The organism is Mesorhizobium dulcispinae, from assembly GCF_033977345.1.
In the GTDB taxonomy this organism is placed as follows: Bacteria; Pseudomonadota; Alphaproteobacteria; order Rhizobiales; family Rhizobiaceae; genus Mesorhizobium; species Mesorhizobium dulcispinae.
In genome coordinates this window covers 60,555-84,238 of the sequence record NZ_JAVIIY010000001.1, presented here as the reverse complement: position 1 = coordinate 84,238, position 23,684 = coordinate 60,555, and the positions used below count along the sequence as shown (strand labels likewise).

At 64.3% G+C, this 23,684-nt stretch carries 20 protein-coding genes; 17 read left to right on the top strand and 3 right to left on the bottom strand.

Going from position 1 to position 23,684, the window contains the following annotated elements:
* Positions 1 to 2 precede the first annotated feature (2 nt).
* From tssB to RFN30_RS00255, 17 genes are all read left to right on the top strand, one after another.
* Positions 3 to 539: a type VI secretion system contractile sheath small subunit gene (tssB, locus tag RFN30_RS00335; RefSeq protein WP_320260151.1), complete on the top strand. Its 537-nt coding sequence runs from the start codon at positions 3 to 5 to the stop codon at positions 537 to 539.
* A gap of 3 nt (positions 540 to 542) precedes the next feature.
* The gene (gene tssC, locus RFN30_RS00330) at positions 543 to 2,048 is read left to right on the top strand and encodes a type VI secretion system contractile sheath large subunit (RefSeq protein WP_320260150.1); all 1,506 of its coding nucleotides are present in this window, start codon (positions 543 to 545) and stop codon (positions 2,046 to 2,048) included.
* An 83-nt stretch (positions 2,049 to 2,131) separates the two neighbouring features.
* On the top strand, positions 2,132 to 2,581 hold the full coding sequence (locus RFN30_RS00325; RefSeq protein ID WP_188131293.1) for an Hcp family type VI secretion system effector: 450 nt from the start codon (positions 2,132 to 2,134) through the stop codon (positions 2,579 to 2,581).
* Entirely contained in the window at positions 2,568 to 3,320 is a 753-nt protein-coding gene (gene tssE / locus RFN30_RS00320; protein WP_320260149.1) for a type VI secretion system baseplate subunit TssE, read from the top strand. Before RFN30_RS00325 ends, tssE begins: the two co-directional genes overlap by 14 nt.
* A gap of 1 nt (position 3,321) precedes the next feature.
* Positions 3,322 to 5,196 carry a type VI secretion system baseplate subunit TssF gene (gene tssF / locus RFN30_RS00315; protein ID WP_320260148.1) on the top strand — a complete coding sequence of 625 codons (1,875 nt, stop codon included), beginning with the start codon at positions 3,322 to 3,324 and terminating at the stop codon, positions 5,194 to 5,196.
* A complete protein-coding gene (gene tssG, locus RFN30_RS00310) occupies positions 5,160 to 6,239 on the top strand; it encodes a type VI secretion system baseplate subunit TssG (RefSeq protein WP_320260147.1) in 1,080 nt (359 codons plus the stop codon). Before tssF ends, tssG begins: the two co-directional genes overlap by 37 nt.
* Positions 6,239 to 7,687: a type VI secretion system-associated FHA domain protein TagH gene (gene tagH / locus RFN30_RS00305; protein ID WP_320260146.1), complete on the top strand. Its 1,449-nt coding sequence runs from the start codon at positions 6,239 to 6,241 to the stop codon at positions 7,685 to 7,687. The genes tssG and tagH overlap by 1 nt, the downstream gene beginning before the upstream one ends.
* 3 nt (positions 7,688 to 7,690) lie before the next feature.
* The gene (gene tssJ, locus RFN30_RS00300; protein ID WP_127425876.1) at positions 7,691 to 8,143 is read left to right on the top strand and encodes a type VI secretion system lipoprotein TssJ; all 453 of its coding nucleotides are present in this window, start codon (positions 7,691 to 7,693) and stop codon (positions 8,141 to 8,143) included.
* Positions 8,144 to 8,180: 37 nt separating this feature from the next.
* Positions 8,181 to 9,515: a type VI secretion system baseplate subunit TssK gene (tssK, locus tag RFN30_RS00295; protein WP_127425877.1), complete on the top strand. Its 1,335-nt coding sequence runs from the start codon at positions 8,181 to 8,183 to the stop codon at positions 9,513 to 9,515.
* Between the two features lie 4 nt (positions 9,516 to 9,519).
* The gene (gene tssL / locus RFN30_RS00290; RefSeq protein ID WP_320260145.1) at positions 9,520 to 10,848 is read left to right on the top strand and encodes a type VI secretion system protein TssL, long form; all 1,329 of its coding nucleotides are present in this window, start codon (positions 9,520 to 9,522) and stop codon (positions 10,846 to 10,848) included.
* Positions 10,848 to 14,387, top strand: a complete 3,540-nt coding sequence (tssM, locus tag RFN30_RS00285) for a type VI secretion system membrane subunit TssM (RefSeq protein WP_320260144.1) — start codon at positions 10,848 to 10,850, stop codon at positions 14,385 to 14,387. Before tssL ends, tssM begins: the two co-directional genes overlap by 1 nt.
* Complete coding sequence (gene tagF / locus RFN30_RS00280; protein ID WP_320260143.1) at positions 14,369 to 14,911, top strand: type VI secretion system-associated protein TagF; 543 nt, start codon at positions 14,369 to 14,371, stop codon at positions 14,909 to 14,911. Before tssM ends, tagF begins: the two co-directional genes overlap by 19 nt.
* Positions 14,912 to 15,048: 137 nt before the next feature.
* Positions 15,049 to 16,101: a DUF2169 family type VI secretion system accessory protein gene (locus tag RFN30_RS00275; RefSeq protein ID WP_320260142.1), complete on the top strand. Its 1,053-nt coding sequence runs from the start codon at positions 15,049 to 15,051 to the stop codon at positions 16,099 to 16,101.
* A gap of 20 nt (positions 16,102 to 16,121) precedes the next feature.
* Complete coding sequence (locus RFN30_RS00270) at positions 16,122 to 17,156, top strand: beta-ketoacyl synthase N-terminal-like domain-containing protein (RefSeq protein ID WP_320260141.1); 1,035 nt, start codon at positions 16,122 to 16,124, stop codon at positions 17,154 to 17,156.
* Complete coding sequence (locus RFN30_RS00265) at positions 17,156 to 18,109, top strand: DUF4150 domain-containing protein (RefSeq protein ID WP_320260140.1); 954 nt, start codon at positions 17,156 to 17,158, stop codon at positions 18,107 to 18,109. The genes RFN30_RS00270 and RFN30_RS00265 overlap by 1 nt, the downstream gene beginning before the upstream one ends.
* 69 nt (positions 18,110 to 18,178) lie before the next feature.
* The gene (locus tag RFN30_RS00260) at positions 18,179 to 18,733 is read left to right on the top strand and encodes an SMI1/KNR4 family protein (RefSeq protein ID WP_320260139.1); all 555 of its coding nucleotides are present in this window, start codon (positions 18,179 to 18,181) and stop codon (positions 18,731 to 18,733) included.
* 5 nt (positions 18,734 to 18,738) lie between these two features.
* Positions 18,739 to 19,707, top strand: coding sequence for a type VI immunity family protein (locus tag RFN30_RS00255; RefSeq protein WP_320260138.1), 969 nt, complete (start codon positions 18,739 to 18,741; stop codon positions 19,705 to 19,707).
* Between the two features lie 57 nt (positions 19,708 to 19,764).
* Here the strand turns inward: RFN30_RS00255 and RFN30_RS00250 are convergent, their stop codons facing one another.
* Genes RFN30_RS00250 through RFN30_RS00240 form a run of 3 tightly spaced genes read right to left on the bottom strand, consistent with a single transcriptional unit; the run spans position 19,765 to position 23,613 of the window.
* On the bottom strand, positions 19,765 to 20,850 hold the full coding sequence (locus tag RFN30_RS00250) for a HEAT repeat domain-containing protein (RefSeq protein WP_320260137.1): 1,086 nt from the start codon (positions 20,848 to 20,850) through the stop codon (positions 19,765 to 19,767).
* Complete coding sequence (locus RFN30_RS00245) at positions 20,850 to 21,275, bottom strand: DUF6484 domain-containing protein (protein WP_320260136.1); 426 nt, start codon at positions 21,273 to 21,275, stop codon at positions 20,850 to 20,852. The genes RFN30_RS00250 and RFN30_RS00245 overlap by 1 nt, the downstream gene beginning before the upstream one ends.
* A 10-nt stretch (positions 21,276 to 21,285) precedes the next feature.
* Positions 21,286 to 23,613 carry a type VI secretion system Vgr family protein gene (locus tag RFN30_RS00240; protein WP_320260135.1) on the bottom strand — a complete coding sequence of 776 codons (2,328 nt, stop codon included), beginning with the start codon at positions 23,611 to 23,613 and terminating at the stop codon, positions 21,286 to 21,288.
* Positions 23,614 to 23,684 lie beyond the last annotated feature (71 nt).

The window sequence follows — 23,684 nt, the reverse complement described above, 5'->3', positions numbered from 1 at the left end:
GCATGCCAGCAGAGAGCAAAGCGAAGGTCATCGAAAGAAACCGCGCGCCGCGCGTGCAGATCGCCTACGACGTCGAAACCTACGGCAGCCCGACAACGATCGAACTGCCGTTCGTCATGGCCGTCATGGCCGATCTTTCCGGCGCTTCACAGACCAGGGAAGCGGTGAAGTCGGTGCTCGACCGCAACTTCGTCGAAACCGACGCCAACCGCTTCCCGAAATTCATGGAGGCCATGGGGCCGCGGGTGAAGGCGCGGGTGAAGAACACGCTGCCGCAAGCCGAAGGCGCCGAACGCGACGAGGAGCTCGCGGTCGACCTCACCTTCTCGAAGATAGGCGATTTCGCGCCGGACAAGATCGCCGAACAGGTCCCGCAACTGGCCGAGATCCTGAAGATGCGCCGTCAGCTCGAGGAGCTGCTCGGCTTCATGGATGGCCGCGTCGACGCTGAAAAGCGCATCGCGCAGCTTCTCAACAACGAGCCGCTGCTGAGCAAGATCGCCAGCCAGGCGATATCCGACGGCAAGGGCGAGGAGTAAGTCATGGCTGAACAGCAAAAGACCGCAGCCGCCACCGCCGAGGCGGAAGCGATAGACCTCGGCGAATTCAGCGGACTCCTGGAGAAGGATTTCAAGGTCAAGAAGGACGACAGCGAAAAGCTGCAGCAGCTGGTGCGCAACCTGGCTCTAGCCGCGCAGTCGCGCTCCGAGACCACCACCATCTCGTCCAACGCGATCAAGTCGATCAAGTCGCTGATCGCCGGCATCGACAAGATGCTGACGACGCAGGTCAACGAGATCCTGCACGCGCCGGAAGTGCGCGAGATGGAAGGCACCTGGCGCGGCCTCTGGTATCTCGTCAACAACACCGAGACGGATACCAAGCTCAAGATCCGGGTGATGAACATCTCCAAGGAACAGCTGGCCGACACGCTCGAAGACTATGAAGGCCAGATGTGGGACCAGAGCCCGATCTTCAAGAAGGTCTACACGGACGAGTATTCGATGCTGGGCGGCGAGCCGATCGGCTGCATCATCGGCGCCTACGAATTCTCGAACCATCCGCGCGACGTCGGCCTGCTGCGCAACATTTCGGGCGTCTGCGCCTCGGCACACACGCCCTTCATCGCCGCCGCCTCGCCGCGCCTGTTCCGCATGGACAGCTGGCAGGAACTGCCCAACCCGCAGGACCTGCAGATGATCGTCAACAACCCGGCCTACGCCTCATGGCAGTCGCTGCGCGAAAGCGAGGACGCCCGCTATATCGGCCTCACCATGCCGCGCGTGCTGGCACGGCTGCCCTACGGCTCGGAGACCGTTCCGGTGAAGGGCTTCACCTTCGAGGAAGAGGTGGGGGGCGACCACAACAAATATGTCTGGATGAACGCCGCCTTCCCGATGGGCGTGAACATCAACCGCAGCCACAAGCTCTATGGCTGGGGCACGCAGATCCGCGGCGTCGAAAATGGCGGCACGGTGCTCAACCTGCCGGTGCACGCCTTCCCGACCGACGACGGGTCGATCGCGATGAAATGCCCGACCGAGGTCGCCATCGACGACCGGCGCGAGGCGGAACTGGCCAAGCTCGGCCTGATGCCGATCCTGCACCGCAAGAACACCGACCTCGCGGCCTTCATCGGCGCCCATTCGCTGCAGGACGACGAAACCCGCGCCGGCCGCCTGGTCGACCCCGACGCGCAGTCGAACGAGCGGCTCAGCGCCAACCTGCCCTATCTTTTCCCGGTCTCGCGCTTCGCGCACTACCTGAAGGCGATCGCGCGCGACAAGATCGGCTCGTTCAAGGAACGCACCGACATGGAGATCTGGTTGACCGAATGGATCAACCGGTACGTGCTGGCCAATCCAGCCTTTGCCGACGACAAGGCGCGCGCCAAGCGCCCGCTTGCCGCGGCCGAGGTCCAGGTCGACAGCGTCGAAGGCCGGCCCGGTTACTACAATGCCCGTTTCTACCTGCGTCCGCACTACCAGCTGGAAGGTATCAATGCCTCGCTCCGGCTGGTGTCGGAACTGCCGTCAGTGAAGGGCTGAAATCGCAAGCATAGTCATCTTGTTTCGTTTGAAAGCGGTGGAGAAAGACAATGCCGACAACAGTGAGAACGGATGGGCCTACAATGAAGATCGATGGTTTTTTGAAAGTCCCGGACATCAAGGGCCCGAGCAAGCGCGACGGCCATGAAGACGAGATCGAGATCCATGGCGTCGACTACAAGATGATCGCGCCCTACGACCCCAATTCGCTGTCGCGGCGCGGTCGCGTGTCGATGGGGATGATCAAATTCACCAAGCACTACGACAAGTCGTCTCCCTACCTGAAGAAGGCGCTGTTCGAGAACAAGGCGCTCGACGAGGTGGTGTTCTCGGCACGCCGCACCATCGACGGCGAGACCAGCGACTATCTGGTGGTGACGCTCACAGACGCCTCGATCATGGAATACGACATGCGGCAGGCCAATGACGAGGCCGACCTGATCGAGGAAGAAGTCAGCTTCGCCTACAAGAAGATCAAGTTCGTCTACGACAAGGACGACGAGATCGAAATGGATGTCTATGTCGGCAAGTGAGGCCAGGCGGCCCGGCGCGAAGGCGCAGCTTGCCGGCAGTTCGCGGGCAAAGCGCGAGGCGGTCCAGCCCTCCCTCTGGGACCGCCTCGTCAACGACCTGCCCGGGCTGACGTCGGAAATCGACGGGCTGCGGCGTCTGCTGGAAGAGGAACTCGGCGCCGAGCGCGTCGAGGCTCTTCTTGCCGGCAGCGCGCGCGCCATCGATGCCGACGCGGACCTCACCCCCGACCAGAAGCGGCGTCTGCACCGCCTGGTCTTCCAGACCGAACACCGCGCCGAGATCGAAAGCCGCGGCGTGGTGGTGTCGGCGCGGGTGCTGAGGGAAGCCGTCCGGCGCGACATCGAGGCCCTGTTCAACACCGAACGTTTTGAATCCGTGCCGATGCTTTCCGATGCCGAGCACGAGCAGCCGTTGGACGAACTGCCGTCGCTCGCCGATTTCCCGGAAGTGCGGCGCAGCGTGGTCAACTACGGCGTGCCGTCCTTCTCCGGCCGTTCCTCACGGGATTTCGACCGCGATACTCTGGCGCGCGAGATCCGCGCCGTGCTCGCCACTTTCGAGCCGCGTCTCAAGGAGAGCGCGACGACGGTCAACGTCACCCTCGGCGACAAGAGCGTCGGCCTGAAGATCGAGATCGACGCCGTGCTGATCATGACGCCGACGCCGGAACGCATGCGGCTGCGCACCACGATCAATCTCGACAACGGCCTGGCGCGAACCGAATTCCGGGAGACCTGAGATGGATCGGGTCTTCGTGGAATATTACGAAGAGGAACTGACGCATATCAGGGCGCTCGCCGCCGAATTCGCCGACATGCATCCGGCGGTCGCCCGCAACCTTTCCCTCGACACGGTTCCCTGCCCCGACCCCTATGTCGAACGGCTGCTCGACGGCGTGGCCTTCCTTGCCGCGCGAACGCGGCTGAAGGTCGATGCGGAGCGATCGCGCTTCTCGCGCGCCGTGCTCGATGTGCTTTATCCCGACCTGGTCACGCCGGCACCGGCAACGGCGATGGCCGTGCTGAAGCCTGGACAGCAGGTGCAGTCGATGATCGCCGGCCATGCCGTCGCTCGCGGCACGCGGCTGGTCTCCAGCCTGCATCCGGGGCTGTCGACGCGCTCGACCTTCACCACGGCGCAAGAGATCACGCTGTGGCCGATCGCGATCACCTCGGTCAGCTATTTCCAGGACCGCAGCGGGCTGGCGGCAGCGGGCATCGGCCCGATCGGCGGCGTGCGCGGCGAAGCAGCGCTGCGCATCGCGCTTGCGCGCACCGGAAAGGGCAAGCTCAGCGAACTGTCGCTCGACCGGCTCGACCTTTATTTCGCCGGTCGCAACAAGGCGCCGCTGCTTTTCGACGCGATCTTCGGCGCCTGCTCGGCCGTCGGCGCGCGGGCGGAGGGAAAGATCAATCCACTCACCGCCCTGCCCGAGCCCGAAATGGCCGGCATCCGCGACGACGAGGCGCTGATGCCGCGGACCCGCCCGACCTTTGAAGGCTACCGGCTGCTGCGCGAATATTTCATGATCCCGGAGCGCTTCCACTATGTGCGGGTCGCCGGCCTGCAGCCGGTGGTGCGCAAATGCGAGGCAGGAATAGAGATCATCTTCCTGTTCCGCCGTCCGGTGCCGGAGCTCGCCGATGTGACGCCGGCCGATTTCGAGCTCTTCGTGACGCCGCTCATCAATCTTTTCGAGCGCGAATGCAACGTCGTCGAGATCGATCCGCGCAGGACGCGGCAGGTGCTGCATGCCGACCGCACCCGGGCGCGGGATTTCGAGATTTTTCGCGTCACCCGAGTGGAAGACGCCGATGCGGAAGGCAGCGAGGCCGAGATTCCCGAGTTGTTCAGCCTGGGGCAGAACCGCGGCAGCGGCTGGGTCTATTCGACGGAGCGGCGTCCTCGCCGGGCCACCGAAGACGAGCGGCGCGAGGGCCTGACCCGCACGTCCTACACCGGCGACGACGTGTTCCTGGCGGTCTCACGCCCAGCTGGTAGCCCGGCAAACCGGCCGCTCAGGCGCCTCGACGTGATGGCGCTCTGTACAAACCGCGACCTGCCGATCCTGGACGACACCCCGACGCTGACGCTGGAGACGGCCGACCCGGTCGAAGCGGTCAGGCTGCTCGGCGCGCTGCGGCCGCCGCAGCCGGCGATCCCGGCCTCACTGCCGGCCGGTGCCGAAGGCGAATCCCGCGCCGACAATCTCGCCTGGCGGCTGGTGGCGCAGCTCTCGCTCAACTTCCTCAGTCTCGCCAAGGAAGGCCGCGGCGTCGATCCGCTGCATGCGCTGCTCGACCTCTATGCCGATCGCGGCGATCCGAGCCTTGCGCGCAACGTGCATTCGATCACCCGCATCGACTCGCGCCCGGTCATCGAGCGGCTCAAGATCGACGGGCCGATGTGCTTCGGGCGGGGCACGGAAGTGACGCTGCATGTCGACCAGTCGGTGCTGGCAGGGCAAAGCACGCTTTTGCTTTCGGCCCTGCTTGCGCGGCTGTTTGCCCGGCATGCCGGAATAAACGGTTTCGTGCGGACCCGCACGCGGCTGCTGCAGAAGCAGGAGGATGTGCCATGGCCGATGACGCCCGGCAATCGCTACCTGATCTAGCGCGGCCCGCCCAGAGCGAGGCCGCCCCGGACCGAATCGAGGCGCTGTCGGAAAGCTTCGACTTCTTCGAGCTGCTGCGCCGGCTGGAGCAGAGAGGCGGACTGTTCGGCTATTCCGGCCAGGCCAATCGCGAACCGGCGCGGCTCGGCCAGCATGTCCGCTTGAGCTTTTCGGCCAGGGACGTCGTCAAATTCCAGGATGCGGGCGAAAACGCGCCGGCGCGGGTGACCGTCGCCAATCTGGGGCTGCTGGGACCCGAAGGACCGATGCCGCTGCATCTGACGCGCTGGGTGCTCGACCGGCTGTCGCAGCGCTGGTTCACCGGCGCCGAAGCGGAGCAGACCAGCGACACGACCTTCGTCGACTTCGTCAACATCCTGCAGCACCGGATGATTGCGCTTTATTACCGCGCCTGGGCGGACGCGCATCCGGCGGTGCAGGTCGAGCGCTCGGTCGGCGGGCGCGTCCGCGCCATGCTGGAAGCAATGTCCGGGATCGGCCTTCCCGGCACCCAGGATCCCGAGATCGACACGGTGCGGCTGCGCCAGGCCGGATCGCTGGCCAACCAGGTCGACGGCGCGGAGCGGCTGACGCTGTTCCTTGCCACGGCCTTCAAGGTGCCGGTCGAGATCAAGGAGTTCGTCGCGTCCTGGATCACCATACCGGCGGTGCTGCAGAGCCGTGTCGGCAAGGCCTATGCGGCACTCGGGCGCGGGGCCACGATCGGGCCGCGCGTCTTCAGCCGCCAGAGCCGGATCGAATTGCGCGTCGGCCCGCTCAGCCTCGACGACTTCAAGTCGTTCCTGCCCGGCCAACGGCGCCTCGCCCTTTTCAAGAAAGCAGTGCGCGACATGATCGGCGAAGCGCTCGATGTCGATTTGCGCATCGTGCTTGCGCGCGACGCCGTGCCGCCACCGAAGATCGGAACCGTCCAGCTCGGAAGAACCTCCTGGCTTGCGCGCCCCGCCGAGAAGGGAGACGCCGACGATCTCAAGCTGCGCACCATCGTCGGCTGGCGGCCTGAAATGGCGGAGGCGGCCTGATGAGCCTGCTGCTGACGCTCGAACAAGGTCCGCGCTCCCAAGTGGTCAGGCAGACCCGGCTGGACGAGGGCGAGCTGGTGATCGGGCGCAGCGCCGATGCCGGCTGGCAGATCGACGACCCGGACATGTTCGTCTCGCGCGCGCATTGCAAGATCAGCGGCGGCCGCGACGGCTACTTCGTTACCGACACGTCGAGCAGCGGCCTGTTCATCGACGATTCCGACAGCCCGCTCGGCGCCGGCAGATCGACGCGGCTGCAAAGCGGCATGCGGCTGAGGTTGGGCGATTACGTTCTCTACGTCGAGGTTCAGCCATCGAGCCAGACGTCGGTCGGCCAGGTCGCCAACCAATCCGCCCCCTCTTGGTCGCCGCCGCAGCCGCGACCCTCGCCCAATATCGGCGGCGACGACTTCTTTTCGGCCAAGGTCCAGGAAGAGCCGCGGCGGCCGCGTCCGGCCGACCTGCCGGACCCGTTCGAGCAGCCCGTGCCCGGCGCATATGACCGCGCCTCCAACCAGCGCAGCTCGCCCGCCTTCGACGACCCGTTCAGCCTCGACCCGGTTGCGACGCCTCAATCGAACGACGATGCCGGAGCTGGCCGGTCGGATCCGTTCGGCTTCGGCGACATGCCGTCGCGCGGCAACACGGCGGAGTCCGCGCCGAAACCGGCCGGCTTCGATGACGATTTCGGCTTCGGGCCAGCCGCGGCGCCTGTCTCTGCCAACGCCGCTCAACCGGCCGGTCATGGCGAACGGCCGGCCGAAAAGCAGCAGGCCGCTCATCCCTGGGATATGCCGGCGCACGCTGCCGAGCCCCCTCCTTCGCCGCGCCGCGCTCCCGCGCCCAAGCAGTCCCGTGCATCTCAGCCTGCGCCGGGCGACATGGCGCTGCGCGCCGCCTTCCTGCGCGGCATGGGTGTCGAGGAGGCGGATTTTCCCGGCCGCGATCCGATTGCCGAGATGGAAAAATTCGGGCGCGAGTACCGGCTGATGCTGGACGGCCTGATGCAGCTCCTGCGCAAGCGCGCCGAGGAAAAGGGCAGCGCGCGCGTCGCCCAGACGATGGTCGGCGCATCGGAAGTCAACCCGCTCAAATTCCTGCCGACGGTCGAGGACGTCATCGTCACCATCATCTCGGAACGCAGCCCGGGTTTTCTCTCGGGCGAAGCTGCGATCTCCGATGCGGTGAAGGATCTCGCGCAGCACCACGTGCGCGCCTGGCGCGGCGTCCAGGCGGCGCTGCGGCGCATGATCGACCGCTTCGATCCGGCGGCGATCGAGGAAGAGCTGAAATCCAATTCCGCGATCGGCAACCTGCTTTCAGGCGGGCGCAACGCCAAGCTGTGGGAGCTTTACCAGAAACGCCATCGCGACATCGCCCAAAGCGCGGAATCGAGCTTCCTGGGCGAGATCGGCGCGGACTTCAGGGATGCTTACGAAGAGGAGTAGGACATGATCGATCGACGCGAATTCATCGTTGCCCTCGGCGCGACGGGGCTGCTTGCGGCTTGCCAGAGCGGCCCGCCGAAACCATCGGTCATCTCGGTCAACGTGACCGGTGGCGCCGGCATGAATCCGGGACCGGGCGGCGGCGACAGGCCGGTGACCGTGCTGGTGATGCGGCTTGCCAGCACCGGCAAGTTCAACTCGGCCGATTATTTCGCGCTGCAGGGCGATGCGGGCTCGGCGCTCGGCGCCGATCTCCTCGGATCCGACACGATCTCCGTCGCGCCCGGCAAGACGGCGGCCAAAACCATCACGGTCGAGCCCAATGCGGCGGCGCTCGGCTTCGTCGCGCTGATCCGCGAACCTGGCGGCAGGAACTGGCGCACGACCAAGTCGGTCTCGCCGGGGTCGAAATTCACCATCAACGTCTCGCTCGGCAAGGGCGGCATTTCCGCCTGACGGCGCGACAACAGTTGGCAGTGCAGAGAGCAGCGGCATGAGCGACGCAAACAGGGTGCTGTGGTCCGAGGGTCTCTTTCTGAGGACCCAGCATTTCCAGCAGCAGGACCGATTCTTCGAGGCGATGGTGCGCGGCGCGTTGCAGGCCGGCCAGCTCCACACGTTCGGCTTCCAGCAGCTGACGCTCGACCAGTCGCTGCTCGACGCCGGCCAGGTGTCGATCGTGTCCGCCCGGGGTATTTTTCCGGACGGCACGCCCTTTGCCATCCCGGAGCTGATGGACGCGCCGAAGCCATTGCCGGTGACGGCCGATACCGGCGCGGGCCCGGTGCTGGTGGCACTGCCCCTGGAGCCCCCAGGCGGCGTCGGCTTCGACCCGGCGCATGCGGCGTCGACCGGCGCGCGCTATCACGGCAAGATCGTCTCGGTGCGCGATGCCGTGCAGGGCGGCTCGGACCCGGAAGAGATCGAGATCGCCCGGCCGCAAGCGGTGCTGCTTGCGCCCGGCAAATCGGTCGGCGGCTACACCGCGCTGCCGATCGCCGACATCAAGGGCGTTCGCGCCGACGGCGGCGTCTCGCTCGACGAGACCTTCCTGCCGCCGACGCTGATCACGGGCGCGGTCGCCTGGTACCGACAGTTGCTGCAGGAGGTCGTCACCGGCCTCGACCAGATCGCCGAGGCGCATGGCAAGATGGTGATGGGCGGCCCTGGCCGCAGCGTCGAGGACCTGTTGATGCTCCACCTTGCCAACGCGGCCAAGCCGCGGCTTGCGCATATGCTGGCGCAGGACGTCTTCCATCCGGCCGAGCTTTACCTCGAGCTTGCCGGCCTTGCCGGCGAAATGGCGACCTACGGCTCCAGCTCACGCCGCCTCGGCGAGCTGCCCGCCTACGACCACATGGCGCCCGGGCCGGCCTACATGGCCCTTGCCGACGCCTTGCGCTCGCTGATCCTCAGCCTGCGCTACATCGAGCCGAAATCGCGCGCGCTGCCGGTCATGCGGCATGCGACCAATGTCTGGAAGGTGCGCATCGACAATCCGAAGCTGCTTGTCGCGAGCCGCATCGTCATCCGCGTCGGCTCCGAACTGTCGGAAGACGCGTTGCGCAAGATCTTCGTCAACCAGGCGACGGTCGGGGCGGCGGACCAGTTCGAGGGCCTGTGGAAGTCGCGCCTGCCCGGCATCCCGCTGAAGCCGCTGCATTCGCAGCCGCGCGAAATCCCTTATGACGGCGACCGGCTGTGCCTGGAGTTGGACCAGAAGAGCGAGCATTGGGCCTCGCTGCTCGACGCCCCTGGTTTCGTCATCGGCGTTTCCGGCGTGCTGCCGAGCGAGCCGCAGGTCGACTGCTATTCGGTGAACAGGTGAGGCCATGAGCCGGGATGATCCTTTCGGACTGTCGGAGGATCGCGAACGCACGCGCATCAGGCTGACGGGTGCGGCGCCCAGGCCAATGGCGCCGCTGGCGCCGGGCGCGCCGGTGAAGCGGGCGCGCGCCCACCCCAACACGCTGATCAACACCTTCGCCCCGCTGCTCGAATTCGCGCCGGAGCTCGAAAGCGCCCTGGCGCCCGAGAACCCGGAAGTGCTGCGCACGCGCCTGCTCGACGAGCTGGTGCGGGCGCGCGATGCCGCGATGGCCGCGGGCTCCTCGCTGGAGCGGGCCGACCAGGCTGCCTGGGCGGTGGCGGCCTTGCTCGACGATCTCGCGCTCAACACGCCCTGGGGCGGCGCCAGCGCATGGCCGCGCCAGCCGCTGGTGGTGATGCTGCGCGGCGATGTCGATGCCGGCACGCAGTTCTTCTCGCGTCTCGACGAACTGGAGCGGCACCCCAACCGCGACCGCGAAATGCTCGAGCTGCAATATTACTGCCTGGCGCTCGGCTTCCGCGGCAAATATCGCGTGCCTGGCCGCGCCGGCGACCGCTCGCTCAACGCGGTTCGCGTGGCGGCGGCCCGCTTCCTGCGCAATGCCGACGCCGAAGACTCGCCGCTGTCGCCGAACTGGAAGGGCGTGATCGCCTCCGACGAGCCGCAGCGCTTCATCGTGCCGATCTGGGTGATGGCGCTGGCGGCCGTGGTCATCGCCGCCACCGCTTATGTTGGTCTGTCGATGGGGCTGAGCAGCCAGGCGGTCGAGCTCTCCGCACTGGTCCGCACCCTGCCGCCGCCCGCGCGTGGCGACGTTACCCGCGCCGCGCCCAAACCAGATGCACCCGAACCCGAACCGCCGCAGCCGGTCGATTTTGCCTTGCTGCCGGAATTCAAGGCAGAGGCGCCGGACAACCTCAAGGGCGCGCTGAGCGGCACAGAGAGCGTGTCACTGGCCAAGCTCGTCATCCAGTCCTCCAACCCCGAATTGTTCCAGTCGTCGCGCCCGACGCTCACCCCAGGCTACGAGCCGCTGGTCGAGTCGATCGCCAAGGTGATCCTTGCCAATCAGGAGCTGATCGGAAACATCACCGTCGTCGGCCACACCGACAATGTGCGTCTGCAAAAATCGAACCCGCTTTCGTCCAACCAGCGGCTGTCGGAAGCGCGCGCCGAGACCATAGCCGACCTTCTGGTGCAGGCCGGCGTGCCGCAGGAGCGCATCCATTCCGAAGGGCGCGCGGAGACCGATCCGGTGGCCGACAACTCGACGCGCGAGGGCCGCGCGCTCAATCGCCGCGTCGAGGTCCTGGTCGAGAAGAGGCTCTGATGTTCATCCTGCGCTTCCTCTGGGCCGTGCTCACCTCGCGCTTCCTTTGGACGCTGATCGGCATTGCGCTGCTTTCGCTGCTGATCTGGGTGTTCGGCCCGATCGTCCAGGTCGGCCCTTACGTGCCGTTCGAGTCCGACAATGTGCGCATCGCCATGATCGCCGGGTTGATCATCCTTTGGCTGATCTGGCTGATCATCGCGCAGCGCCGCGCGATCCGTGCCAACCGCATGTTCGTGGCCGAGATCGCCGCGCCCGTGCAGGAAAAGCAGCTTACCCCCGGCGAGGAGAGCGTCGCCGCCGTCGGCGCCAAATTCGGCGAGGTGATGGCCGAGCTCAAGCGGCGCAAGCTCGGCGGCCGGAAATTCCTGCGCGAGATGCCGTGGTATGTCATCGTCGGGCCGCCGGCCACCGGCAAGACGACGGCGCTGCGGCAGTCCGGCCTCAACTTCCCGATCGACCTCACCGACGACCTGCAAGGCGTCGGCGGCACGCGCAACTGCGATTGGTTCTTTTCGGAGAACGCGGTGCTGATCGACACAGCCGGCCGCTATGTCCAGCAGGAGAGCCAGCCGGATGTCGATGCGACGGAATGGCTTGGCTTCCTCGATCTTCTGAAGAAGCATCGTGGGCGCCGCGCGCTGAACGGCGTCGTCGTCGCGCTGTCGATCGATGCGCTCTCGGAGGGCGACGAGGCGATCAAGGCGCATGGGCGCAAGATCCGCCGCCGGCTGGCGGAGCTGAACGACCGCCTCGAAATCCGCCTTCCCGTCTATCTGATGCTGACCAAGGCCGACCTGATCAAGGGGTTCGAGGCCTTCTTCGGCGGCCTGTCGACGACGGCCCGCGAGCAGGTGTGGGGGACGACCTTCCCGCTCGACGCCCGCATTGATGCCAAGACCATCGAGAAGGAACTCGCCGCGCTCGCCACGGAACTGGAGCGGCGGCTGGTGCCGCGGCTGGAGGACGAGGACAAGCTCGGCGCGCGCGCCGAGATCTTCCGCTTCCCGGCCCAGCTCGCCAGCCTCTCCGAGCCGATCCAGGTGCTGATCGAGGCGATGTTCGGCGAAAGCCGCTACGAGGAAGCAGCCTGGCTGCGCGGCCTCTATCTGACCTCGGCGACGCAGGAAGGCGCGCCGATCGACCGGCTGACCGCGGCGCTGTCCTCCTCCTTCGGGCTGCCGCCGCGGCGCGCGATGCTTACGCCGCGCGTCGAGAAGCGCAGCTTCTTCCTGAGGAATCTCTTGACTGAAGTCATCTTCAAAGAAGCGGGTCTCGGCACGTTCGACCCACTGGCGCAGCGCCGCCGCGCCTGGATCTGGCGCGGCGCGGCTGCGGCATGCGTGCTTGCCGCCCTGCTCGCCTGTGGGCTGTTCACCTGGTCCTATCTCGACAACCGCAATGCGATCACCGAGCAGGCCGGCCAGTTCGAGGCGCTGCAGGCGCCGCTGACCGATGTCGCCGCCGCGCCGGCTTCGGTGGAACAGCCGACGATGGACGGAGCGCTGGCCGCGATGGACGCGGTGGCGACGGCGCGCACCGCGCCGCCGGATGCTGTCCATAATCTGCTCGGCCCGACGGCTTCCGCGGAACTCGTGCGCGCGCAGACCGATACCTATGACCACGCGCTGCGCAACGTGCTCGAGCCGCATATGGTGGCGCTGCTCGAAGCCACGATGTGGCGGCAGATCCGTGATCCGGATTTCATGCTCGGCGCGCTGAAGACCTATCGCATGATGACGGGCCTGTCGCAGATGGACACCGACTTCGTGCAGAATTGGTGGGTGAACAGCCTGCCGGAATTCGCCCCCGCCCCGCCCTTCCCCACTGCCGACGCCGAGGAGCACCAACTCGCCGCGATCCGCCGCATGGCGGTCGACGACAGCTACATCGCCCCGGACAAGGAGCTAGTGGCCGAGGCGCTGAAGACGGTGTGCACGATCTCGCTGCCGGAGCGCGCCTATAAACAGCTGCTGGCCGACCCGGAAGTGGCCGCCGTCAAGGAATGGGTGCCCGCCAATTTCGCCGGACCGAACGGCGCCAAGGTGTTCGCGCGCCGCTCCGACAAGACGCTGCGCGTCGGCGTTCCCGGCCCCTTCACTTATGCGGGCTTTCACGATGCAATTCTCGACCGGGTCGAGGAGGTCGCCGCCCAGGCTGCGCTCGATCGCGCGGTGTTCGCCGGCGGCTGCTCGGAGAATTCCGAGACGTCGGTGTCGGCGCTGTCTGAAGACATTCTGAAACTCTACTACGACGACTACATTTCGCAGTGGGACAGCTTTCTGCGCGACATGCGGCTGGCGCCGCTGAGCGACCTCAACATCGCCAGCGAAAACCTGAAGGACCTTTCGAGCGCCGATTCCGCGCTGAAGCGGCTGCTGACGGCGGTGGTGCAGGAAGTCGATCTCACCCGGTCCGACGAAGCGGCGGCCGACGACAAAGGCGGCGCGGCCAAGACCGGATCGAAGCTGCTCTCCAAGCTCGGCAAGCTAGGCAAGGTGGTGAAGACAGGGGCGAAGCTCCTGCCGCGCGCGGGCTCGGCCGATCAGGTCGACATGACCGGCAGCCTGGTGGCCGAGCACTTCAAGCCGCTGAAGAGCACGATCGCGGAGGTCGACGGTCAGCCTCCGGCGCTCGACGCCGCCGTGGTGGCGCTGACGGCGCTGTCCAACGTGCTGCAGACGGTGACGGCCAACCCCGACCCGCAGGACGCCATCAAGAAGCAGGGCGGCCTTGCCGAATTGACGGGGGCGGTGGCCCGGCAGGCGCAGATCCTGCCCTCGCCGATCAACGACTGGCTGGGCGGGATTGCCGGCGACACCAGCGGCCTGTCGCAGAAGGCCGTCACCAACGAGCTCAACGCCATCTGGCGCGCCGACATCCTGCCCTTCTGCCAGGCGGCGCTCAACAACCGCTATCCGTTCAGCCCGGAGAGCGCGGTGGACGTCAACGTGCGCGACTTCCAGCGCCTGTTCGGGCCCGCCGGGCTGATCGACGCCTTCATCAACGACCATCTGATCAACTATGTCGACACCGCCAGCGAACCCTGGAAATGGCGCGCCGACTTCGGCCTCGATGCCGCGGCGCTGGCGGCGTTCGAGCAGGCAAGGCACATCCGCGACGATCTGTTTCCCGGCGGCACTGGCCCGGTGATGAACTTCACGCTGGAGCCCAAGGATCTGTCGCCCAACGTGGCACGCGTGACGCTCAACCTCGATGGCCAGAACCTCGTCTACTACAACAACGCGACCAGGCCGCAGCCGATGACATGGCCCGGCAAGGACGGGACAGGTGTGATCTCGCTCGCCTTCCAGCCGGTCGACGGCTCGCCCGAGGTGATGCTCAACGAGACCGGCAGCTGGGCGTGGCTGAGGATGCTGCGCGGCGGCAAATTCAACGGAACCAAGCTTGCCGACGTCTACAGCCTGCGGCTCGGCACGAAAGGCATGTATGCCGACTTCGAGCTCAAGGCAGCCAGCGTCGAGAACCCCTACACGCTCGAGATGTTCAAGAAGTTCACATGTCCGCCGCAGATCTGAACGCACCCGGCTTCTACGGCAAGATGCCCGCCACCGGCGATTTCGTGACGCGGCGGCTTGCCGGCGATTTCGTGCGCGTCTGGGACCGCTGGCTGGCGCAGCACATCGTCCCGCTGTTTGGTGCTGAGACGTGGCCGGCAGACACCGCCTTGCGCTTCCTCAGCGGCCCCGCCGCCTTCGGCGCCGCTGCGGGTATCGTGCTGCAGAGCGCCGACAGGGTCGGCAGGCGGTTTCCGCTCAGCGTCGTCGCGCGGCTTGCCGAAGCGCCCCTGAAGCTGGCCTATTCCGATGACTGGTTCGACGGCATCGAAAGAGCCGCCTTCGCCGCGCAACGAGGTGAGATGACGCCGGACGAGCTGGATGCCGCGCTGACTGCCCTGCCCGCGCCATCTGTCGAGCCGGACGGCGACATCATCGACGAGCTCGTGATGTGGACCGCGCGCACGGATATTTTCGACGTCGATCCGCAGGCGCCGCAGCAGACGCTGGAGCAGATCTTCGCCGGCAGTAGGGAGACCAGCTGATGCAAACCGGCACCCATCCAGCCCAACCCGCCGAAGCATCCAGCAAAGGTGCGGGCTTCGCGCGAACGCAAACAGCGAGCGCGGCGTTGGGCTGGGGGCCTCGCACCATGCCGCGGCATTGAGGGAGCGCCGTCAGGATGTTCCCATTGTCCAACCATACGCCATTTGCGGCCGAGGGCCTGTGGACACGCGACGAAAGCGGCCAGGAGGTCTGGCTTGTGGCCATCAAGGCCTCCTTCCAGATCGACCCCACCGGCGAGCAGACGCCGTTGCAGAAACAAGTGCCCGTCAACATGGCGCCGGTCTTTTCCGCTGACGGCAGCGAATTGGCGGACGATGACGATTTCCAAATCGAGAAGAAGCATACGGACGTGCTTGTCGAAGGGCACGTCCACGCTCCAGGGGGCCAGCCAAATGTCGAAACCCTGGCTCGTATCAAGATCGGCGAGCTCGACAAGACCGTCAAGGTGACCGGGAACAGGTCTTTCGTTCCCGGCCCGGTTTCAGTGCGGATGACCAGCCCGGAGCCGTTCATTCGACTGCCGATCAGTTGGCGCCGCACCTTTGGCGGCGCCGATATGGAGCGGGCCAGTCCGGATTGGGATCAGCGCAATCCGGTCGGCACGGGGTTTGCCGTGAGCCCGCAACGGTTGATCGGCAAGACGGCTCCCAACTTCGAATACCAGGACGCACCCTATCGCGACCACCGAAGCGGCCGTCCCGCCGGTTTTGGACCGGTCGCGCCGCATTGGCAGCCGCGTGCCAGATATGCGGGAACCTACGGCAAGGAATGGGAGCAAACGCGCAATCCCCTGCTGCCGCGCGATTTCAACCGTCTGCACTATCAATGCGCGCCGGAGGACCAGCAAACCAAATCGCCACTGATTGGATATGAAGACGTCAGGCTAGGCGGGTTCACCGCCGATGGATTCATGCAGTTCCTGTTGCCGCGGATAACCTACGACATCACTTCGCATTTCAAGGGCCTGCCGGACGTAAAGCACGGAGGCGCTACGATCCACACGCTGCGCATCAGACCGGACGACCGGCAATTCAGCATAACTTGGCTTTCGGCTCTTCCCGTGCTCTTTGACGAGGAGAAGCTTTCCACCACCACCATTCGCATTCGACGACGCACGGGGGTTTCTCCCTCGATAAGCCGCACAGGTGTCTGGCTGGGGCCAAGCTGATGGTGGGTGGAAACACGATAGTGATCGTCGGGATCGGCGCACGCACTCCGCTCGGATTTTCCTCGGAGGCGAGCGCCGCCGCAGTTCGCGCCGGGATATCGGCCATACAGGATCATCCCTATATGATCGATCGTGTCGGCGAGCGGATGAAGGTGACCCGCGACAGCGGCATCGACGCGGCGCTGAGTGGACCTGATCGCGCTGTCGCGATCGCGGCCGGCCCGGCGCTCGATGCCCTGGCGCCTCTGCGCAGGACGGATCCGTCCGTGCCGGTCGCACTCATTTTGTCAACCGGCGAGCCGCGCCCGGGGCAGGACGGCGATTTCGCCGCCAGAACCGACGCCGGACTTCGCGCCAAGCTGTCACAGGGTGTCAATCTGGCCGGCGGCGGGTCCAACGCCGGCGGCCATGCGGGGGGACTGCTGGCAATTCACCATGGCTATCGGATGCTTCAGGACGGCAAAGCCAGATTTTGCCTCGTGGGCGGCGTGGACAGCTATCTCGAACCGGAAACGCTGGAGTGGCTGGATGAGCGCGAGCAGCTCCATTCCGATGAAAACACCTACGGGTTCTGCCCGGGCGAAGGCGCCGGTTTCTGCTTGATGACCCAGTTGCAGACCGCGCGGCAACTGGGTATCCAACCTCTGCTCGAGGTGCTTTGCACTTCCGTGGCCTTCGAGGAAAACAAGATCAAGACAAGGACAATCTGCCTCGGTGAGGGCCTGAGCACGGCCTTTCAGCTTTTGTTCGACCAGGCACCAATCGACCCGGTCGATCGCATCATCTGCGACATGAATGGCGAGCGTTATCGCGGCAACGAGTATGGTTTCGCAGTCCTGCGCAACCCAGGTCGCTTCCGGGACGCTGCGGATTTCGAAACGCCGGCGGATTGCTGGGGTGATATAGGTGCCGCTTCAGGGCCACTGTTCGTCAGTCTAGTCGCGGAGGCTGAAACCCGAGGCTACAGCAAGGGCCCGCTTTCCCTGATCTGGGCAAGTTCCGAAAATGGCACGCGCGCCGCCGCGCTGCTCGGTGGTCCGGGGGGATCACGCTGATGCCGACCCACATCACCGTGAACGGTCTCGGCCTCACGCACAAAAGCTCCACCGGCTTTTCGAAAGCGACGATACCGGACGTCTGCAAGACGCCAACGCCTGGCGGCCCTGTGCCAATGCCTTATCCGAATTTCGCAATGAGCAGCACGTTGGGTGACGGAACCACGACTGTCTTTGCGAAGGGCGGCCAGATGATCGCCATCAAGGGCTCGCAGTACAAGATGTCCACCGGCGACGAGCCGGGCACGGTAGGCGGAGTCAAGTCCAACACGTTCAAGCAGGCGACGGATTGGATTACATATTCTTTCGACGTCAAGATGGATGGCAGCAACGCCTGCCGCGACACTGACAAGAAATTTCACAACAACCAGAATACCGTCGATTTGATGGGCAATTTGAACCCTGCCCCTCCCGGCAAGCCGAACATATTGACCATACCGTGCACGGACGCTCCTGGAAAACCTTCACCGGGGCGCCACAAGTTCAATTCGTGCGAGCAAGAAGAGATCTGTAAGAAACTTGCTCAAATCAACAAGATGATGAACAGCCCGGGCGGCATAAAGAGTGCCGGTGGCGGAAAGGGGCCTCGCGGCTACGACAAGTTGCGTGAAGCCGGCGACAAGCGAGCGAGCCAGCTGCGCGGCATGGCGATGCGCCAAAGCAGCAATCCGGAGGTGCAGGCGCTTAACAAAAAAGGTTTCAAACACATATCGAACAAGGCCCCCGATTACTGTCGCGACGCCTTGCAGAAGAAAGCCGAGTCAAGCTCTCCGCCTTACAAGAGCTTCAGCGTCGACCATATCAAGGAGATTCAATTCTGCGGCCATCCAAGCAGGCTCAGCAATCTGAGATGGATGTCGCGCCGGCCCAACCGGTGGATCGGCGGTCAGCTCAACCAGTTGAAGACGAGTGGTCCCGGCAAGCACACCGGCGTCAAGGGCGATTGCTGCTGAGAGCCGGCAGATCTCGATCTGAACGTGAAATGCCATTGCAACAACTCTTCGGATAAAGGGCAGAGATCCATGGCAAAAAAGACATCGTCACTTCCAGAACTGATCGCACAGTTGGCGGAAGCGTTGCGCACGTACGACCGGCTGGCGTTCGACGAAGAGTATGATCATCCGTTGGGCAAACCCTGTTCCGATAGGCAGCTTGCCACTCTGGAGAAGAGGCTGGGGAAGCCCTTGCCACCCAGCTACCGCGAATTTCTGAAGCTTCACAACGGTTGGGGAGGTTTGTCGGGCGACGCCAAACTGCTTTCGGTCGAGGACCAAAGGGCCGAATGGGTCGAAGAACATCTCGAGGATCTGCAGGAGATCTTCGACGAGCTCGACCAGGAGAATCCGTTTAAGAACGGGGCCCTCCCGGTCTTCCTCGGGGAAGATTCGAACCAGTGCCTTTATATCGACCCCCATACGGTCCGTTCCGACGGCGAAATGGATTTTGTCGCACTCGACATCACCACTGAGGAGAGGCGCTTTCCCGACTTCACCTCATTCCTGATCCACAAGCTCAATCTGCTGCGCGGCATGATCGACGACGAGACCAAGGGTGTCTCCCGAGACGACGCGGAATAGTTGAAATGCAGGTCCCCAATCTATCTGCAGCGCTCACGCGGCCTTTGATGGTCGGCGACGAGGTTGCGTTGAAGATCATGCTCGATCTGACGGTCTATATCGAAGGACCGACGGAGCGTCATTTCGAGTATCTGCTTGACTTGTACGAACGCGTTTGCCCTCCGGACAGACTTTGCGAGTTCAAGATTTCCGAGCTGCCGCTCTGGTCATCGATCGCTCAGCCGATGCTGACCTTGCATGGAAGGGCTGCAGCCGCTGCCGGCATCGCGCGCCCCTATTTCGAACCCGTACGCGAGCGCATAAGGCAAGGCAGGGCATTCGAGGCGCAGTACTGGGATGGACTTGAAATCGATGCGCCGCGCGGAAGCTGGAGCCTCAATTGTCAGCGTATGCATCTCAGGGACGAGGGGTTGTTCGCCTTTGTCCGCATGCTGCTCCCCATCGATGCCGATCTGGAAATCCTCGTCGATGCTGCTCTGGCAATAGCGGAAAACGTGCCACTGCATTCGGGTCATGGCGGCCTGGCCTTCGTCTACGAACCGCTGCTCATGGAAGACGCGTTCGACGCCATCTACAACCGGGCGCGACGCTTTTGGGGCGTCGACATCGAGCACATGAATGGCACGCTGCCTTTGACAAAGAGAGGTATAAAGGGCGTCAACTGGCTTACCTTGGTCGGCCGTGACTTTGCCTCGAAACCTGAGATCCATGCCTCGCTCGCGGCCCTCTCCGATGTGCCGACGGTAACAGCGGCGCAACGAAGACACGCTGTTGTCCTAATGGCAGGTCAACAACCTTCAGCTTGCGACCGCAACCGTCCGGACATGAGCGACGTCCCCTATGTTGCAGTAGCCAATGCGCTGGCTCCACTTTTCTTGACCGAACATCCCGATTTCCCGGGCCAACGTTTTTTTGCCAATGGCAACACGATGGGTTGGATACACAGATTTATCGATCCCGCCGGTTGGCGTTGATCTCGGAGCACGTCTCGCGCTCCGGCTGAAAATCTGGGCGCTGATTTCAAAGAATGCTCAATCGAGCAGTTTTCGTTCCTTCGCCCAGTCTTTCACCTTGTCGGCGACCGGCAGGAATGGCGGATCGTCGTCGAAGTGATCGGCGAAAGCTTGGCCCAGCAAGGACGTCTCGACCGAGAACAGTTGACCATCTTCGCGGGCCTCGGGATAAAGCTCAAGGAAGGCACTTCCGGCAGCGGCCGCCAGTGTTGGGACGCGCATCTGATGGATCAGCCAGTGCAGGAGCGTTCGGTCGCCGAGCATGCCGGAGCCCCTCACTGCCAGCGGCGCGGTCTCAGGTACTTTCAACAGCCCACCCAACCAAGCGCGTACATCCTTATCGGGAGCAGCCTTGACTGCCGAGCGCAGCGCAGTCAGCGCGTCAGGCCCGCCTGAGACAGCGGTCTTGCGCAATGCTGGGCTCCCCAGGTCCCCGGAGCCAAGCTGGGTCAGCGCCCAGGCAGCCCAAAATCGCGGCGCTTCGTCTGCATCGTCCAACGCATACGTCATCTCCCCGACGAGGTCTGTGCGCTTTAATGTTCCAGCCAAACGCAGCGCAGCGGCGCGTACACCGGCATCCGGATCGCGCACCAGACGCCCCAGCATCTGCTTCGGGTCGACATTATGTCCGATACATGCGGACACGCCCAGATAACGCTTGAACGCGTCGTGAGTGCCGATCCAATCGCGGACCAGCGAGGCGATCGTCTGCGCCTTGTGCCAGGCCAACGCGCCCACAAGGCCAGGAGCACGGTCCGCCGCTTGCCGGCCCATTTCGACCGCTTCGGCAATGCGTTTCGGATCGGCTTGTTCGCACGCCGCCCAGGCAAAAACGAACAGCTCGCCCTTCTGCGGAAAATCCTCGTAGGCAGCGAAAATGAACGACCAGGCGTCGGAGCCGGCGATGCGAATGCCGTCGAGATTTGCCTCTAGCCGCTTGTCGATGCCAGCCACGGCCACCATGTCCGGCGGATCCGCCATCATCAGCGTGTCGCGTTGAGCCCAGAAAAACGCCGCCTGCTCGACATGCTGCCTGACGACCTCAGCCACAATGCGCGGCCGCGGCGTCGCATCGAGATCGGTATTAGTTATCGCGTCCGACATCAGTTCAAGTCGATCGAGCCGCCGCGAATCCGGTTGGTGGCGCTCGCCTGGCTGGTCACGTAGGTGCCACGGATGATGATGCGCCCATCCTTTTCCATAAGGATCGTCGCCTCGCCGCAACGCAGTTCGATGCGCTCTTCGCCCACTATACGCACACTTTCACCATCGCGAATGACTTGCGGCGAAGAAGCCTTTCGCGCGGGCTCGACGATGCGCCCGACGATCAGTGGTCGGCCGGGATCGCCGTCCTGAAACAACAGTGCCACTTCGCTGCCTATCTCGCTCGAGGCAAGTTCGGTCAAGCTTCGCGCCGGAAGGGCGGTCTCCTTTGGATTGCCAGGAAAAACCACAAGCGGGTCGCCACTATCGAACCCGAGGAAAATCCCGATCACCACCCCTTCGATGCGTTCGCGCGTCTCGCCCATGGTCACATCCTCAGTTTTCACTGATCTTCGAGCCCTTCATCGTGATGTCGCCGGACGCCTTGAGACTGATCGTGCCGGACCCCTTGATCGAGATGTCCTTGCCCTCGATGCCGATCGAGCCGTCCTTCTTCATCATGATTTTGGCAGAGCCGCATTTTATCAGAATCTCGTCACCAGCATTGATCACCAGCTTCTTGCCGATATTGATCGAGCTGTCCTCGCCGACGCTGATCGAACTGCCCTTTGCGATCCCCAGCGAATGAGCACCTCCGACGTTTGTCGAGTCATCTGCCCCGATACTGGCACTACGCGCCGCTCCGACGTTGAATGACTGAGCGCTTCCAATGGTCACGCTTTGATCCGCACCGATATTGACAGTCTGCCCGGCACCGATGTCCCAGCTGTCCGCAGCGCCAATGCTGTGGCTTTGACTGATCCCCACGCTCACCGACCGCGTTGCGCCGATGGTGTTCATTTGCGCCGCGCCAACGGTCCTCGTCTCTGCTGCTCCGACACTATCAATGCGCGCCGCGCCCACAGTCACCGTCTGCACAAGGCCGACCGTCTGCGAGTGGTTCGCGTCGATGTTTTCGGTGGAATTGGCTACGACATGGATGGTCTCGTTGGCCATAACCGTCAATGAGCGGTTCGCGCCGACCGTCTCGGTGTCGTTGCTGCCGATGTTGGTGGTCTGGTCGACGCCGATCTTGACCGTCTTGTTGTTGCCGACGTCCTCGTCGAGGTTGTGACCGACGGAGTGCTTGGCGTCGTGGTCGATGCGGTCGGACTGGTCGTGTTGCACGGTCTTGTTGCGATCGTGCTTGATCAGCAGGTGATGGTCTTTCTGCGCCTGGAAATTGACCAGCTCGGAGCCGGCCTTGTCCTCGAACATCAGCTCGTTGTAGCCGCCGCCGCCTTTCGAGGAATTCGACTTCCAGCCGGATTGCGTGGCGTTCCCCGGCAACCCGTAGGGCGGCATCTCGGCGGCGTTGTAGACGCGGCCGGTGATGATCGGCAGATCCGGATCGCCCTCGATGAAATCGACGATGACCTCCTGGCCGATGCGCGGGATCTGGATGAAGCCCCAGCCGCTGCCGGCCCAGGTCTGCGACACGCGCACGAAGCAGGACGAGTTCTGGTCCTTCTTGCCGAGGCGGTCCCAGTGGAACTGCACCTTCACCCGCGCATATTTGTCGGTGAAGATCTCTTCGCCGGAAGGGCCGACCACCGTCGCCGTCTGCGGGCCGCGCATGATCGGCCGCGGCGTGATGCGCGGCGGCCGGTAGGGCAATTTGGTGGGCGCGACGCCAAGCACCACCTTGAAGTTCTCGATGTGGGCCTCGTTCTGGGTCCGGTAGCCCGGGTCGAACAGCCGGTACTCGGCGCTGATCACCAGATAGTCCTGGTTCTGGTCGTCGCGCGGAAAACTTTCCAGCTTGAACTTGCAGCCGGAAAAGAGGCCGCGCACGGTGCCCACCGCCGTGCTGCGCTGGTGCACCGCCTGGAGTTCCTCGCGGCGGATTCCGGCGATCGTGTCGCCGCGGCCGACATCGAGATGCGCGCCGGGCTGACGGTAGTTTTCGCCCGCGGCCTCCTTGTGGCTGAACGGCTGGGCCGATTTCGCCATCAGGTCGGCGCCGGGCTTCTCGAAATCATAGTCGGTGTGGGCATAGGCGCCCGGCCGCACCGCGCTGCCCGGAATCCATTCGGTGATGTATTCGACGTCGCGCCGGGAGGCCTGCCCCTCGAAATTATAAAGCACTTTCTCGTAACCAGGTGCCGCCTTCAGCTTGCTCATCGCGTCGCAGAGGACCAGCGTGTGCTTGCCCTCGTCATGCTCGAAGAAATAGAAGATGCCCTCGTGCTCCATCAGCCGCTGCACGAAGTCCAGGTCGCTCTCGTCATACTGCACGCAATATTCGCGCTGGGGATAGGAGCCCTGCAGCCGCTTCTCGAATTTCGCGATGCCGTATTTCGAGAAGATCTTTTCGACGATCTCGACCGCCGTCATGTTCTGGAAGATGCGGCAATCGGTGGTGTTGCCGAGGAACCAGAGCCACGGCCTGACCACTGCCTCATAAAAGGCCAGCCGATCCTCGATGCGGGTGAGCTTGAACTCCGACACCAGGCCGCTGAACCAGCGTTTCGGATCGGATTCGCCCTCGACCGAAACGACACCGCCCAGCATCTTCAGGGGATCGACGTCGTGGCTCTTCGAGACGAAACCGACGGTATAGGCGAAACAACGGCTGATCTCGTCACGCCCGACGAGATGGGTGAAGGTCAGCACATCGCCGCCAACCGGCGTTTGCACAACCGTGGCACGTTCGTTCGGCATGGGTCGTGCCCCTCCTGGACGCGGCCGCCAGTGTGATGGATTGAAGCCCCCGCTCTGTAAACTGCATCACG